The sequence below is a fragment of the Actinomadura sp. NPDC047616 genome (genome assembly GCF_040642915.1).
GTDB lineage: Bacteria > Actinomycetota > Actinomycetes > Streptosporangiales > Streptosporangiaceae > Spirillospora > Spirillospora miaoliensis.
Window position 1 is genome coordinate 330,942 of record NZ_JBEYTB010000004.1, and the last position, 14,233, is coordinate 345,174.

At 73.2% G+C, this 14,233-nt stretch carries 11 protein-coding genes; 7 read left to right on the forward strand and 4 right to left on the reverse strand.

Annotation, left to right across the window (positions count from 1 at the left end; translation table 11 throughout):
• The first annotated feature begins 169 nt into the window (after positions 1-169).
• The gene (locus ABZ801_RS12245) at positions 170-1,336 is read left to right on the forward strand and encodes a trypsin-like peptidase domain-containing protein (protein WP_360696444.1); all 1,167 of its coding nucleotides are present in this window, start codon (positions 170-172) and stop codon (positions 1,334-1,336) included.
• A gap of 113 nt (positions 1,337-1,449) precedes the next feature.
• Here ABZ801_RS12245 and ABZ801_RS12250 read toward each other — a convergent pair whose 3' ends face one another.
• Positions 1,450-2,286 carry an oxygenase MpaB family protein gene (locus ABZ801_RS12250; RefSeq protein WP_360696448.1) on the reverse strand — a complete coding sequence of 279 codons (837 nt, stop codon included), beginning with the start codon at positions 2,284-2,286 and terminating at the stop codon, positions 1,450-1,452.
• A 96-nt stretch (positions 2,287-2,382) separates the two neighbouring features.
• Here ABZ801_RS12250 and arfB point away from each other — a divergent pair, with 96 nt between their 5' ends.
• Positions 2,383-2,808: an alternative ribosome rescue aminoacyl-tRNA hydrolase ArfB gene (arfB, locus tag ABZ801_RS12255; protein ID WP_344957321.1), complete on the forward strand. Its 426-nt coding sequence runs from the start codon at positions 2,383-2,385 to the stop codon at positions 2,806-2,808.
• A 33-nt stretch (positions 2,809-2,841) separates the two neighbouring features.
• Here the strand turns inward: arfB and def are convergent, their stop codons facing one another.
• Together def and ABZ801_RS12265 are read right to left on the reverse strand one after the other, a co-directional pair.
• Positions 2,842-3,405 carry a peptide deformylase gene (gene def, locus ABZ801_RS12260; RefSeq protein ID WP_360696451.1) on the reverse strand — a complete coding sequence of 188 codons (564 nt, stop codon included), beginning with the start codon at positions 3,403-3,405 and terminating at the stop codon, positions 2,842-2,844.
• A 120-nt stretch (positions 3,406-3,525) separates the two neighbouring features.
• On the reverse strand, positions 3,526-4,683 hold the full coding sequence (locus ABZ801_RS12265) for an ATP synthase F0 subunit B (RefSeq protein ID WP_360696454.1): 1,158 nt from the start codon (positions 4,681-4,683) through the stop codon (positions 3,526-3,528).
• A 292-nt stretch (positions 4,684-4,975) separates the two neighbouring features.
• Between ABZ801_RS12265 and ABZ801_RS12270 the strand changes: the two genes are divergently transcribed.
• The 5 genes from ABZ801_RS12270 to ABZ801_RS12290 all read left to right on the forward strand — a co-directional run bounded on the left by ABZ801_RS12270 (position 4,976) and on the right by ABZ801_RS12290 (position 12,374).
• Entirely contained in the window at positions 4,976-5,509 is a 534-nt protein-coding gene (locus ABZ801_RS12270; RefSeq protein WP_360696457.1) for a gamma carbonic anhydrase family protein, read from the forward strand.
• Between the two features lie 190 nt (positions 5,510-5,699).
• Positions 5,700-9,716, forward strand: coding sequence for an AAA family ATPase (locus ABZ801_RS12275; RefSeq protein ID WP_360696460.1), 4,017 nt, complete (start codon positions 5,700-5,702; stop codon positions 9,714-9,716).
• A 286-nt stretch (positions 9,717-10,002) separates the two neighbouring features.
• Entirely contained in the window at positions 10,003-10,188 is a 186-nt protein-coding gene (locus ABZ801_RS12280; RefSeq protein WP_344957311.1) for a hypothetical protein, read from the forward strand.
• Between the two features lie 408 nt (positions 10,189-10,596).
• Positions 10,597-11,214: a DUF47 family protein gene (locus tag ABZ801_RS12285; protein WP_344957309.1), complete on the forward strand. Its 618-nt coding sequence runs from the start codon at positions 10,597-10,599 to the stop codon at positions 11,212-11,214.
• Positions 11,211-12,374 (forward strand): inorganic phosphate transporter, encoded by a 1,164-nt coding sequence (locus ABZ801_RS12290; RefSeq protein WP_360696465.1) that lies wholly within the window; start codon positions 11,211-11,213, stop codon positions 12,372-12,374. The genes ABZ801_RS12285 and ABZ801_RS12290 overlap by 4 nt, the downstream gene beginning before the upstream one ends.
• Positions 12,375-12,453: 79 nt before the next feature.
• Here ABZ801_RS12290 and ABZ801_RS12295 read toward each other — a convergent pair whose 3' ends face one another.
• Positions 12,454-14,130, reverse strand: a complete 1,677-nt coding sequence (locus ABZ801_RS12295) for a bifunctional metallophosphatase/5'-nucleotidase (protein ID WP_360696468.1) — start codon at positions 14,128-14,130, stop codon at positions 12,454-12,456.
• Between the last annotated feature and the right edge of the window lie 103 nt (positions 14,131-14,233).

Consider the following 14,233-nt stretch of genomic DNA (forward strand, 5'->3'; position numbering starts at 1 on the left):
TGACCGGGAATCGCGCGAACCGCCCGCCCGCGCCGATTCCCGGTCACGGTCTTTGTTCGTGATCTTCGGGGGCGGCCGGAATTGTTTTCAGGTGACTTTCAGGAACGGCTCAGGGACATTCCAGCCCGGTGGCGCATCATCGTCGGTAAGTGAACGACAGGGGGATGAGATGAGCGCCGACCAGCCGAACTTCGCTCCGTATGGGGAGCGGGGGCAGGGGCAGCCGACCCCGCAGCCGCAGCCGGGCCCGCGGTCCGGCCCCCAGACAGATCCGCAGGCAGGCCCGCGGCACGACCCGCAGGGCGCCGCCGCCGAGACCGGGCCACAACCGCAGCAGCCGCAGCAGGCCCCTCAGGACGGGCCGCAGGCATCGCCGTACGCCGGGCCGTACGCCGGGCCACAGGCAGGACCGCAGCCGCAGTGGCGGATGCCGCAGTTCGGGCCGCCCGCGCCGGGCATGCCCGCGATGGCGCACCCACCGGCGGGTGCCTCGGGCGGTGTCTGGTGGACGGCGCGCCGCAGGCTCGCGGCGGTCGGGGCGGCGGTCGCGCTGGCGCTGGGCGCGGGCGCCACCGGGGCGGTGACCGCGCTGGCCGTGTCCGGCGGCGAGACGGTGTACTCCAGCCCCACCGCGGTGTCCGGGGCGTCCAACAAGAACGCGACGGCGACCGCGCAGACGGCCGCGGCCGTGCAGCCCAGCGTGGTGTCCATCCAGGCGCAGACCGCCACGGGGCAGACCGCCGGCGGATCCGGGGTCATCCTGCGGTCGGACGGCGTCATCCTCACCAACGCGCACGTCGTCGAGGACACCGCCCAGATCGCGGTGAAGTTCAGCGACGGCAGGACCGCCTCGGCGCGGCTGCTGGGCGCCGACTCCAGTCACGACGTCGCGCTGATCAAGGCCGAGGGGGTGTCCGGGCTCAAGCCCGCCACGCTGGGCGACAGCGGCGCCCTGGCCGTCGGCGACCCGGTGCTGGCCGTGGGCAGCCCGCTGGGCCTGGACGGCTCGGTGACGTCCGGGATCGTCAGCGCCCTCGGCCGCAAGATCCAGGAGGGCGACTCGCAGGAGCAGGCGCCGGGACTGCCGCCCTACCTGCGGGGCCGGCTGTCCCAGCAGCAGACCACGGTGATCGAGAACGCGATCCAGACCGACGCGGCCATCAACCCCGGCAACTCCGGCGGCGCGCTGGTCAACGCGGCCGGGCAGGTGGTGGGCATCAACACCGCGATCGCCACCTCCGGCAACGGCTCGGGGAACATCGGCGTCGGATTCGCCATCCCGATCAACGACGCCAAGAAGATCGCCGACAAGATCATGGCCGGCGGCGGCGTCTGACCGGCCGGAGGGGGAGAGAGCGCCGCGCCGTGCCGGGTCCGTCTAGGGGGTTCGGGCCCGGTCGCGGCGCGGCATGGGGGGAGGCGGCCGCGTGATCCCGGTGGGGGTCGGGATCACGCGGTCGTGCCGCCGTGCGCGGCCGGACGGCGCGGCGCCGGCATCCTGGCCAGCATCTCGCGCGTCGTCCTCAGGTAGTGGTCGCGGGGGAACGTCCGCACCCGCAGCGGCAGCCGTGGATACACCGTCCGCAGGGTGCCCATGAGCAGGTGGAAGCGGCGTTCGCGGGCGGCGTCCCAGGGCCATCCGTACTGCTCGCGGATCGGCGCGGGCATCAGCCCGGCGGTCAGCAGCCGGATCGCCGACAGCCCGGGCTCGGCGGCGCGGCCGAACGGCAGCCTCGGGTACAGGACCTGCCGGGCGATGGCCCGGGACGCGTCGCTGATCTCCAAGGTCTGGATCATGTGCGCGTAGTAGGCGCGGAACTCGGGGTAGGCGGCGGGCATCCGCTCCTCGGGACAGCCCAGGATCGTCGCGAAGACCTTCGTCTGCCGGTAGTACTCGTCCAGTTCCCGCTCGGTGAACGCGTGGCGGAACAGGTACTGGTGGAGCTGCGCCGCGACGGCGAACAGCGTGGCGGCCACCCACATCTGCAGCTCGGGGTCGTCCGCCCGGTAGCCGGGCCCGGTGACGCGGCCGTGGGCGCGGCGCACCAGGGCGCTGAACCGCTCGGCCTCGTCGCGGTCGCCGAACACCACCGCGTACACCCAGCCCATGGTCATCCGCAGCCGCCGCAGCGGGTCGGCGGCGGTGTAGCTGTGGTCGTAGACGCCCTGGGCGACGCCCGGGTGCGCGGTCTGCAGCAGGGACGCGGCGCCGCCGGCCGCGATCAGCACGCCTTCGCGGGAGACGACGCGGATCAGGTCGCCGTCCCGGAACAGTCCCTCGCTCATACGGCCAGTGTAAGTGGCTACTTGCGCACGGGGGTGTGGCGGTCGCCGGGGAAAACGAGGCGACATGATCCGGGACGAGCGGGGATAATCTGGCCCATGCCCGAGCAGATCCGCGTCCGCGACTCGTTCTCCGTGCCGGAGTCCGAGCTCGCCTGGCGCTTCTCCCGCGCCTCCGGGCCGGGCGGGCAGCACGTCAACACCAGCGCCACCGCGGTCGAGCTGTCGTTCGACGTGGCGGGCTCGCCGTCCATCCCCGAAACGCTGCGGCGCCGGGCGCTGGACCGGCTGGCCGGACGCCTCGTGCGCGGCGTGCTCACCATCCGCGCCGAGGAGCACCGCTCCCAGCTGCGCAACCGGGAGGCCGCCAAGGCCCGCCTGGCCGCCGTGCTCGCCGAGGCCACCGCGCCGCCGCCCAAGAAGCGCATCCCCAAGAAGATGCCGCGCGCCCTCAACGAACGCCGCCTGGAGAACAAGCGCCGCCGCTCGGAGATCAAACGGCAGCGCGCGTCCCGCTGGTACTGACCTGGCCCCGGTGGGGGCTGGTGCCGGCCGGGGTCACGCGGACGCCGAGCGGATGGCGCGCATGGCCTCCCGGCGCTCCTCGCCCGACAGCGTGTCGACGTAGACCTCGCCCCGCAGGTGACCGCACTCGTGCTGCAGGCAGCGCGCGAAGTAGCCGGTGCCCTCCACGCGGACCGGCCTGCCCTTGACGTCCACGCCCTCCACCACGGCGTGGCCGTACCGGGGCGTGTCGAACCGCAGGCCGGGCAGCGACAGGCAGCCCTCCGGCTCCACCAGCGTGTCGCCGTCCGCCGTGACCAGCACCGGGTTGATCACGTGGCCGACATGGCGGCGGTCCCGGTCGTCGAGGCAGTCGTAGACGAAGATCTGCTGGGCGACGCCGATCTGGTTGGCCGCCAGCCCCGCGCCCTCCGCCTCGTACATCGAGGCGAACATGTCGTCGACGAGACGGCGCAGCGCGGCGTCGAACGTCCGTACCGGGTCGCACTCGGTCCGCAGCACCGGGTCGCCGAGCCGCCGGATCGGCCGGACGGTGCCCCGCCCGCCGTCCCCGCGCCCGCGGCGCCGTGCGTCACGTATGTCGGCCGCCTTGCTCATGACGGTGATCCTACAAAGCGCGACGGCGCCCCGCCCGAAGCGGCGGAGCGCCGTGCACGCGTGCGATGCGTCGTGTGAGGTGTCTTCCGATGCGTCCCGAACCCCCGGATCCGGTACGGATCAGCTCGGATCGAGCGGGCCGCGGCCCGCCTGGGGCGGCACCGGGCCCGGGCCGTGCGCGGTGCCGGGGCCGCCGGGCCGCGCGATCTCGGGGTCGTCCACCGGGGCGGGCGCGTGCACCTGCGGTGCGGGCTTGACCTGCGGCGGGGCCGGCGCCGGCGCGGGCGCGTCCACGTTCGCGGGGTCGGGCTCGGGCTTCTTCAGCGGCGTCGCGGGGGCCGCGGCCTGCGGCGCGGGCGGGGCGGCGGGCTTGCCCACACCGGTGCCGCCCACCGACGACGCGGACGGAGCGGACGGAGCGGACGGAGCGGAGGGAGCCGACGGGGCGGCCGGAGCGGGCTTGGCCGCCGGGGCGGGGGCGGCCGGGGCCTTGGCCGCGGCGGGCGGCTTGGCCTGGGCCGGGGCCTTGGCCTGGGCCGGTGCGGCGGCCGGGGCGGTCTGCTTGCGCTGCGGCGCGGCCGGCTTGACCGCGTCCTCCACCATCTTCTCCAGCGGCCCGGCCTCGTTCTCGGCCGTCAGCAGGCGGTTGAGCGTCTCGCTGATCTCGGTGAGCCGCTGCAGCGCCGTGGTGTGGTTCTTGGTGAGGTGGTTGAGCCGCTGGGTGGCGCCCTCGTTGATGACGCTGGCGCGGCGCTCGGAGGCGGTCAGCGTCCGCTCGGCCTCCAGCCGGGCGCTGGTGACCGTCTGCTCGGCCTCGGACTTGGCCGCCGACAGCACGCTGTCGGCCTCCTTCTTGGCCGACGCCAGCACCTGCTCGGCCTTCTCCTGCGCCTGGGCCACGTCCCGGTCGGCGCGGGAGCGGGCCTCGTCGATGATGCGCCGCGACTCGTTCTCGGCGTCCTTGCGGATCTCGGCGCCCTTGGCCTCGGCCTGGGCGACCTTGTCCTTGGCCTCGTCCTCGGCCAGGTTGATGATCTGGCGGAGCCGGTCGGACAGGTCGTCGCCGGTGGGCTTGCGCGCCTCGCGCAGCTCGGCCATCTCGCGCCGGGTGCGCTCGACGTCGTCCAGCGCGCGGGCCAGGCGCGCCTCCAGCTCCTGGATCTTCTGCTGGCTGCGCGCGATGTACTCGTCGACCTGGCGGCGGTTGTAGCCGCGCATGACGATCTCGAAGTTGTCCTCACGGAGGAGGTTCGGCAGGATTTCCGCTTCGTTGCTCATGGTGCCTTGGGGGGTCGTCGCCGGGGTGTCACCCCGTCGGGTTCGGGGACTGCACGGGCTTCTACGTCGCTCACTGCGTCGTGAGGGGTGGGCGGGACGTCGCTAAGGGTAGGGAACGTCAGAGTTGACTCTTGTCCGCCCCACCCCGTTCGCGCAACCGGAATGCCTGTTCTCGCTGCTGTTTCTTGTCCCGCGCCACATCGGCACGTTAGCCGCTCCACCGAAAAGCCCGGATATGTCCGAGGCGCCCCGTGCGCGTGCCCCGGCGCGGGGCGGGCCTAGCATCTGCGGCATGAGCCATGTCGGTAGCTATGTCGGTTCGTTGGGCGAGGACGCGCCGCGCATCCATCCCGAGGCGTGGGTGGCGCCGGGCGCGGTGGTCGTCGGCAAGGTGACGCTCGGACGCCGGTCGAGCGTCTGGTACGGGTCGGTGCTGCGCGGCGACGACGAGGAGATCATCGTCGGGGACGAGTGCAACATCCAGGACCTGAGCTGCCTGCACTCCGACCCGGGGGTGCCCGCCGTGCTGGAGGACCGGGTCAGCCTCGGGCACAAGGCGATGGTGCACGGCGCGCACGTGGAGGCCGGGTCGCTCATCGGCATCGGCGCGATCGTGCTGAACGGCGCGCGGATCGGCGCGGGCACCCTGGTCGCGGCCGGGGCGCTGGTCCCGCCCGGCAAGAAGATCCCGGCCGGGGTCCTGGTCGCCGGGGTGCCGGGCAAGATCGTCCGGGAGCTCACCGACGACGACCGGCTCGTCCTGCGCTACACCCCCGACACCTACATGGAGAAGGCGCGGCGGCACCGCGAGGCCTCCTGGGAGTGACCGTTCCCCGCCCATATGGCCGTGCCTGCCTGCGATGACGCCCCTTTTGCGTTGATCGCCGGAGTGGCGGCCCCGTCATGCTGACTACGATGACGACGTGGTGTGGGGACCGGGCTATGGCAACGCTCCGCCGCCCAGCCCCCCGAGGGGGCAGGATCCTTTCTCGGCGGCTGAGCACGACACGAAGGCGATGGTGGCCGCCGGTTGGTGGGCGTCGGCCCCTCCCCAGCAGCGCCAGCACGCCCTCAGCGGACGGGTGCTGGTGCTCCCGGACGGCACCCGCTGGCTGTTCGGCGCGTGGGCCCGCTGGTACCGCCTGCACCCCTCGGACGGCCAGTGGTACCTGTGCCCGCCCCCGCGCTCGCCGCAGATCCGCATGGCGGCGCGTCCCGCCCAGCACGGGGCGATGGGGCAGGTGCCCGCACTGCCTCCCCACGTCATCCCGGCGGGGCCGGACTTCTCCTACGACGCCCCGGCGGCACAGCCCTTCGTACGACGCTCGTTCCTGCCCGACCTGACGTCCCAGGTGCGTTCGACGGTGGAGTCGGCCGCCGCGCTGCCCGTCGCCGAGTACCCGCACACGTGGCAGCAGTTCACGCCGCAGACGCCGTCCACGGTCGCCGCCGCCTGGGGCGTGCTGCTGTGGTGCGCGCCCGCCCCCGTTTTCGACGCGCGGATGGACGAGCAGATGCTCGACCTGTGGCGTCCCTACCGCGCCAAGCCGCTTCCCCAGGTGGACGGGCCGCGCTGGCTGACGCCCCCGTCGCTGGAGGCGCTGGCCGGGCTGTACGCGGAACGGCTCCGGGCCAGCCGCGTGGACGCCGCCGTCGTCGTCCTGCGCACGATGTGGGCGGTGGCGAGCGCGCTACGCGAGGACGTCCGTTTCCGGGCGCGCGCCGACGCGCTGCTGGCCATTCTCGGGGTGACGCTCAGCAACCCGACGGTCGACTATGACGTGCTGCCGTACGGCGACCAGGCCCTCGTCCAGCAGTGGCTGACCCGCTGCCCCCCGCACCTGGTGCCCGCCCTACGCGACGAGAGCTCCCCCGGTGACAACTTCCGCCACGCCTTCTACAACCTGGCCGAGGTGGTGGGGAAGCTCTCCGGGCAGCACGCCGACCCCGCCTACATCGAGCCGCGTCTGGTGGCCGCCGCGCTGCTGGCCGCCGACCTGAACGTGGTGCGCAGGGACGTGGCCGGGAACATCGTCCCCTGGCTCGACCCAGAGATCCGGTACACCGTGCAGGCGGTGCTCGACCAGCAGGGCCATCCGTTGCGGCGCCTCTGGCCGGAGGACCTGCGCCTGCCCGAGCCGCTTCGTTCGGCGATCTCCCGGGGGGACGACGCCGAAACCCTGCTGGCCGCGATGTACGCACTGGATCTGGCGTGGTGCAGGCTGGCCGGGGGGATGCCCGCGCGTCCCCGTGGGTTCCCCGTGCCGAACGCCGTCATCGCCAGGATCATCGGGCGGCACCGCGTGCGCGCCACGGCGTCGGCGGCGACGGTCGCGCCTCTGTCGTCCGCGTCCCCGGCGCAGCCGTCCCACGACCCGTCGTTCGGGGCGTCGCCGTCGTTCGGCCCCATGAGCTCGCAGGGGCAGCCGGGGCTTCCGCCGGGTGTGCCGTCCGGTTCCTCCGGCGGGCCGAGCCGGCCCGACCGGCCCTTCGTGCAGCCGCCCGCGGACGCCGACCGCAGGGAGCGCCGTGACCTGGGCCGGATGCAGCCCCCGGCGCCGAACATGTCGTACTCGCCTCCCGAGCCGCCGATGTCGGCTCCCGAGGAGGACAAGGAGCCCGAGAGCGTCGCCCCGCCCTACACCGAGCTCGGATTCCAGCGTCCGGGCATGCCGAATCCGGCGAGCCCCGCCGCGCCGCCCGGCCCGGGGGGTTCGCCAGGGGACGCGGCCGCCGTCTACGACATGCCCGCCCCCGCCGCACCGGAGCCGTACAGGGCGCCGCAGCCCGCCCAGCCCCAAGCTCAGCAGGGCCAGCCTCAGCCTGCCCAGGCCCAGTCGCCGCAGCTTCAGCCTCCGCAGCACCCGCAACCGGTGGAGGAGGAGCAGCAGGCGGAGAACGCCGCCCCGCCGTACACCGCGCTCGGCTTCCAACGCCCCGGGGCGCCCGCCGCGACGCCACCCGCGGCCTCCCAGGGGCCGCCTGTGCCCCCCGCCCCCGTCCAGCCCGCGCAACCCGCACCGCCTGCCCAGCAGGCCGCCGAACCCGCCCCGCCCGCACAGCCCGCGCAGCAGAGCCCGCCTCGCACGCGCGTCTTCAGCGGCGACGACCTGCAGGGCATGGACGAGCAGGAGCAGTCCCAGCAGCCTCCCCTGCCGTCCGGGGGAGACGCCGGCGGCCCCGGCACCCGGATCATGTCCGAGACCATGGTCGGCAGCTTCGACTTCCTGGAGGACACGCCCGCCCCCGACCGGCCCGTCCACGAGATCCCCCCGCCGCGCGTCCAGGAGGAGGACCGGCGCGTCCTGGAGCGGTACGGCATCAGTTTCGTGTCCGGCTCGCAGGACGCGGGCGAGCTGCTCGACGAGCTGCGCGCCCAGGTCGAGGAGTGGAACGCCCCCGCCGGGTCGGACATGGAGGCCACCCGCGTGGACCGTCCGGGCGGCGCGGGCGATCCCATGACACGCGTCGACAGGCCGTCGCAGCGAGCGTCGCAACGATCGTCCACGACGGGCCTGACCCGCGTGGACGGCGGAGCGGCGCCCGGCCCCGGCGTGCCCAGCGTGCTGCTGGTCGGCAGCCCGCACACCGGCCAGCGGCGCCTGGCCCGGCTGATCGCCCTCACGCTCGCCGAGGCCGGCCTGGGCGACGGCGCCATCCGCGCGGTCGACGCCGAGGACGTGCGCGCCGCGCCCGCCGAGCGCACCGCGCACATCCTCACCAGGCAGGGCCCGACGATCCTGTTCGAACGGCTCGACGTCGCCATCGACGCCGCGCCCGACCCCAGGGCGGTCGTCGGGGCCGTGCGCAGGGCCCGGCTCAGCCCGGCGGCGAGCACGGTGCTGATCGCCACGTGCGACCCCCGCGCGTTCCGCCGCCTGCGCGAGGACCACCCCAAGCTGGTCGAGGTGTTCCGGGTCTTCCGCATGCCCGACCTGACCGACCTGGACCGGCGCATGACGCTGCTGCACGTGCTGGCCGGGGAGCGGCGCGTCACGCTCGGGCCCGCCGCGCTGGAGGTCGTCCACGCGGACCTGGACCGGCTGCGCGGGCCCGGCGACCTGGTCAACGCCCGCCTGGTGGAGGCCTACCTCGACCAGGCGTGCCAGCGGCACCTGGAGCGGGCCGGCAGCGCCTCCCGCGACCGCCTGGTGCTCACCCCCGACGACTTCGACGGCGTCGCAGAGGGCATCGAGCCCGCGCTGCGCCCGCCCGGCGACGTCGACGGCTACCTCGGGCGGCTGGACGGCCTGTACGGGCTGGACGAGGTCAAGGCCACCGTCCGGGAGCTGCTGGACGAGGCCGAGGTCGAGGCCGAGCGGGTGCGGCACGGGATGCGCGGCCAGGCCGACCGCAACCTGATCTTCGTGGGCCCGCCCGGCACCGGAAAGACCACCGTGGCCGGCCTGCTCGGCGGGATGTACGCCGCGCTGGGGCTGCTGGACGCCGGGCACGTGGTGGCCTGCCGTCCGGTCCACCTGGCCGGACGCGACGCGGTCGACGCCGAGAACCGCGTGCACGCCATGGTGGACCAGGCCATGGGCGGCGTGCTGCTGATCCAGGAGGCGTACCGGCTGGACCGCACCCCCGCGGTGGTCAACGAGCTGATGCGCTGCATGGCCGAGCGCGGCGACCGGTTCATGGTGGTCTGCTCCAGCCCGGCGGCGGAGATGGAGGGCTTCCTGTCGGGCAATCCCGCGTTCCGCGGCCGGTTCGGACGCGTCGTGGAGTTCTCGGGCATGGACGACCGCGACCTGGTGCGGCTGTTCCAGGACTACGCCGAGCGCGACCTGTACGTGCTGGACGAGGAGCTGCGCGTCGAGCTGCTGACGCGCTTCGAGCGGCTGCGCCAGGACGCCTCGTTCGCCTACGCCCGCACCGTCCGCGAGCTGTTCGAGCAGACCGTGGCGCGGCAGGCGGCGCGGCTGGCGGGCGTGGACGTCAACGCCGCGACCGTGGCCCGGCTCACCGTCCGTGACCTGCCGGAGTCGTCGCTGCAGCAGATGATGGGCGAGCTGCGTCCCGGCCAATGACCGCCGCGGACGCCCCATCCTGTCCGCCCGTCCTGTCCGTCCTGCCTGCCCCGATGCGTCCCGCCCGCGCGGCCGCGCCGACCGTCCGGTTCGGCCTGGTCCGTACCGGCGGGCCATGTCTTGACATAGGCGGACTAGGCCGGGAATGGCACGCATCATCCCTACGGCGCCCGGGAAGACCGGGCAAAGAGAGTGACCCCCGAATGGCCCGCTTGGGTCATGTGCCGTCAGGGGCCGGACGCGTAGCCTCGACGGTGGGTGCGGGGAACGAACGGAGGTGGACGCGGTGCGCCAGCAGGATGTCGACCTGCGCGTCCACGACCGTGTCGCGCTGGACGAGATCGAGCTCTACGCCGAGATGCTCAGCGCGGTCGCGGCGGCCGAGGGGCCGCTGACGCTCGCGGAGATCGACGTGGTGCTCGGCGTGCGTTCCGACGGAGGCGGTCGTCGCGAGCTGATGCCACGGGACTAGCCGGCACCGGACTGGCTACTGGAGACCGGGATGTGCCGGGGGACGCGGGACGCGCCCCCGGCACATTTGCGTCCGGCCTACCGCCACCCCCCGACCGCGACCTTCGACCCCCACGAGCCCCTCGGACGCCCGGCAGGCCGTCGGAAGCCCCCCGGGCCTGGCCGGAAGCGGGCTGTAACGAATCTCACGCGGTCTGCGGTGGCCCCCCGCGACCGCCCCTCCGCCGCCCGCCGTGGTGATCCATCCGCCCAGATGGCGGGCTTTGGCGGGAGTGTGCACCTCTTGATCTCGGGCATCTTCTAGGTGAGAGGATGGGGACCGGCAGCCGAAGGAGGGGCAAAGGTTCTTTTTACCGCTGGTTGCCCCTACGATCCTCAGCGGACCGTTCCGGCACTTCAGGAGTACGACGTGCGCTTGCGTCTCACGCCGCGTGAGGACAGCTTCTACGACATGTTCGCCGACTCGGCGAACAACCTGGTCACCGGCGCCAGGCTGCTCGTGGAGCTCATCAGCGACGGCGCCGACCGGGAAGGGATCGCGGAGAAGCTGCGCGCCTGCGAGCACGCGGGCGACGAGTGCACTCACGCGATCATGCGCCGGTTGAACGAAACGTTCATCACGCCGTTCGACCGCGAGGACATCTACCGGCTGGCCTCCACCATCGACGACGTCATGGACGCCATGGAGGAGGCGGCCGACCTCGTCGTCCTGTACCAGATCGACGAGCTGCCCAAGGGCATCGTGAACATGGTCGAGGTCCTGGAGCGGGCCGCCGAGCTGACCGCCGAGGCGATGCCGCGGCTGCGCTCGATGAAGGAGCTCAACGAGTACTGGATCGAGATCAACCGGCTCGAGAACCAGGGCGACCAGGTCTACCGCAAGCTGCTGGCCACCCTGTTCAGCGGTGAGTACGACACCCTGACGGTGATGAAGCTGAAGGAGGTCATCGACCGGCTGGAGGAGGCGGCCGACGCCTTCGAGCACGTGGCCAACACCGTCGAGACGATCGCGGTCAAGGAATCATGAGCGCGGCCGGCAATCCGGGGGCGACGCTGGCCGCCAAGGACGCCGGGCCCGGGGCCGAACCGTCGCTGGCCGAGCAGGCGCGCCGGGGGCCGAGCAAGTTCTGGCTGGCGCTGCCGATCGGGATCATCGCGGTCATGCTGGCCGGGGCGCTCGGGCTGCGCCAGGACGCCCAGACCGCGGTGCTGGTGCTGGTCGTGGCCGTCGCGCTGGTCTTCGACTACACCAACGGGTTCCACGACGCGGCCAACGCCATCGCCACCTCAGTGTCGACGCGGGCGCTGACGCCGCGGGCGGCGCTGCTGATGGCCGCGGTCATGAACATGGTCGGCGCGCTGCTGGGCGTGGAGGTCGCCAAGACCGTCAGCGAGGTCATCACCCCGCCGACCGGCCTGCACGGCCTCACCGTGGTCGCCGCCGGGGTGCTCGGCGCGATCACCTGGAACCTGATCACCTGGTACTTCGGGCTGCCGTCGTCGTCCTCGCACGCCCTCATCGGCGGCGTGGTGGGCGCCGGGCTGGCCTCGGCGTCCTCGGTGAACTGGAGCAGCGTCGTCGACAAGGTCGCCATCCCGATGGTGGTGTCGCCGGTCGTCGGGTTCTGCCTGGCGTACCTGGTGATGGTGGCGATCCTGTGGATCTTCCGGCGGGCGCACCCCAGCCGGGTGGGGCGCCGCTTCCGCGTCGCCCAGTCGCTGTCGGCGGCGTCGATGGCGCTGGGGCACGGCCTGCAGGACGCCCAGAAGACCATGGGCATCATCGTGCTGGCGCTGGTCACCACCGGGCACAACACCGGCGGCACGGTGCCGCTGTGGGTGATCGTCTCGTGTGCGGGGGCGCTGTCGCTGGGCACGTACGCGGGCGGCTGGCGGATCATGCGGACGCTGGGCCGCAAGGTGATCGAGCTGGACCCGCCCAAGGGGTTCGCCGCCGAGGCGACGGCCTCGATGATCCTGTACGCGACCGCCTACATCTGGCACGCTCCAATCTCCACCACCCACACGATCACCTCTTCGATCATGGGGGTGGGCGCCACCAAGCGGCTGTCGGCGGTCCGCTGGGGCGTGGCGGGCAACATCGTCACCGCCTGGATCCTCACCATGCCGATGGCCGCCGCCGTGGCCGCCGTCGTCTACTGGCTCGTCCACTTCTTCGGGGCCTGATCCGCCGCGATCCCCCCAGGCCTCCGCGGGCGGGGCCGCCCGGCGCCGTGTGCGCCGTGAGCGGCCCCGCCCGTTCGGCTCACCGGCCGGAGATGCGGTTCAGCGTGGGCGGGGAGACGGGCGAGCTCGTCTCCAGGTACTTCTGGAAGGCGTCCAGGTCGACGGGGCCGAGCACGGGGTTCTTGTCCTCGGTGAAGACGGTGAAGCCGTCACCGCCGCCGAGCAGGAAGTTGTTGGCCGCCACCTTGTAGGTCGCCGCCGGGTCCACCGGCTGCCCGTTCACCGTGATGCCGGAGACGCGGTCGCCGACCGGCCTGGACCGGTCGATCGTGAAGCGCAGCGTCGACGACGGCTGCAGGATCTTCTCGCCCGACGACGTCCACTGCTGTTCGAGCAGCGCGTCGAGCTGCGCGCCGGTCAGCGACGCCACGCCCATGATGTTGCTGAACGGCTGCACGGCGAACGCCTCGCCGTAGGTCACCACGCCGTCGCCCTCGGAACCGGAGGCGGCGTAGGTGAGGTCCGCGCGCACGCCGCCCGGGTTCATCAGCGCGATCTGGGCGCCCTGGTCCTTCATGGAGGCCAGCTGCGCGTCGGCGATCACGTCGCCCAGGGCGGTCTCCCCGGTCGGGGACGGCGCGCGGGTGAGGTCGGCGGTGATCCGCCCGATCGGCTTGTTCGCGACCGGCGCCACCCGCTCCTTCCACGTCTTGACGAACTGGTCGATCTCGGGGTCGGGCGGCACGTCCCGGGTGACGACGTGGTTGTCGCCCTTGAGCGAGGAGCGGACCACGTCGCGGGTGCGCCGGTCGACGCGGAAGTCGACCTGGGTGACGACGCGGCCGAACGACGAGCCCGAGGAGTACAGCCGCGGCTGCCCCTTGGGGTCGGTCACCTTGCACACGTACTGCTGGTGGGTGTGCCCGGACAGTACGACGTCGATCTCGGGGTCGGCGTCGCGGGCGATGCGCGTGCCCGCGCCGGCCACCACGCCGCAGGCGTCGGGCCGCTGCCCGGACGGGGCCTGGTCGCCCTCGTGGACGAGCAGCACCATGGCGCGCACGCCGCGGCGCTTGAGCTCGGCCGCGGCCCGGTTGGCGGCGGCGACCTCGTCGTCGAACTTCAGCCCCTGGATGCCGGACGGGGTGACGATCGTCGGGGTGGTCTTGGTGACCACGCCGATGAATCCGACCCTCACGCCGTTGATCTTGCGGATCGTCCACGGCCTGATGGCGGGCCTGTTCGTCTCCTCTTTCAGCACGTTGGCGCCGAGGTAGTCGAACCTGGCGCCCTTCCAGGTGCCTGCGGGTGAGCAGCCGTCGACGGGGTGGCAGCCGCCGTTCTGGATGCGCAGCAGCTCCTTGTAGCCCTCGTCGAACTCGTGGTTGCCGACGGCCGAGGCGGTCACGCCGACCTTGCCGAGGAACTCCACCGACGGCTCGTCGTGGTAGGCGGCCGAGATCAGCGGCGAGGCGCCGATCAGGTCGCCCTGCGCGACGGTGACGGTGTTGCGGTCGGCCAGGCGCTTGAGGTGCGCGGCGATGTACGCGGCGCCGCCGGCGGGGACGGACGCGCCGTGCTCGTCCACGGCCGTGCCCGAGCTTCCCGTGGGCGGTTCCAGGTTGCCGTGGAAGTCGTTGAGCGCGAGCAGCCGTACGGGGGCGGTGGGTCCGTTCTGGGCGGCGGCGGGCTGCGCCGCCACGCCCACCGCCAGGCCCGCGAGCGCGACGGCCAGGGTGATTCGTCGTCGGGTCATGCGGGCACCGTAAGCCAGCCGGACGTACGGGTATATGCAGCTCAATGACGTTTTCGTGACGGTTTCGTCAGGGCGGCGGGTGCGCCGGCCCGACCACTCCGCG

Bases quoted from the DNA above. Each gene is read 5' to 3' on its own strand.
- ABZ801_RS12295 (WP_360696468.1), bottom strand. From the start codon at position 14,130: ATGACCCGACGACGAATCACCCTGGCCGTCGCGCTCGCGGGCCTGGCG.
- ABZ801_RS12245 (WP_360696444.1), top strand. From the start codon at position 170: ATGAGCGCCGACCAGCCGAACTTCGCTCCGTATGGGGAGCGGGGGCAG.
- ABZ801_RS12275 (WP_360696460.1), top strand. From the start codon at position 5,700: ATGGTGGCCGCCGGTTGGTGGGCGTCGGCCCCTCCCCAGCAGCGCCAG.
- def (WP_360696451.1), bottom strand. From the start codon at position 3,405: ATGAGCAAGGCGGCCGACATACGTGACGCACGGCGCCGCGGGCGCGGG.
- ABZ801_RS12250 (WP_360696448.1), bottom strand. From the start codon at position 2,286: ATGAGCGAGGGACTGTTCCGGGACGGCGACCTGATCCGCGTCGTCTCC.
- ABZ801_RS12270 (WP_360696457.1), top strand. From the start codon at position 4,976: ATGAGCCATGTCGGTAGCTATGTCGGTTCGTTGGGCGAGGACGCGCCG.
- ABZ801_RS12265 (WP_360696454.1), bottom strand. From the start codon at position 4,683: ATGAGCAACGAAGCGGAAATCCTGCCGAACCTCCTCCGTGAGGACAAC.
- ABZ801_RS12290 (WP_360696465.1), top strand. From the start codon at position 11,211: ATGAGCGCGGCCGGCAATCCGGGGGCGACGCTGGCCGCCAAGGACGCC.
- arfB (WP_344957321.1), top strand. From the start codon at position 2,383: ATGCCCGAGCAGATCCGCGTCCGCGACTCGTTCTCCGTGCCGGAGTCC.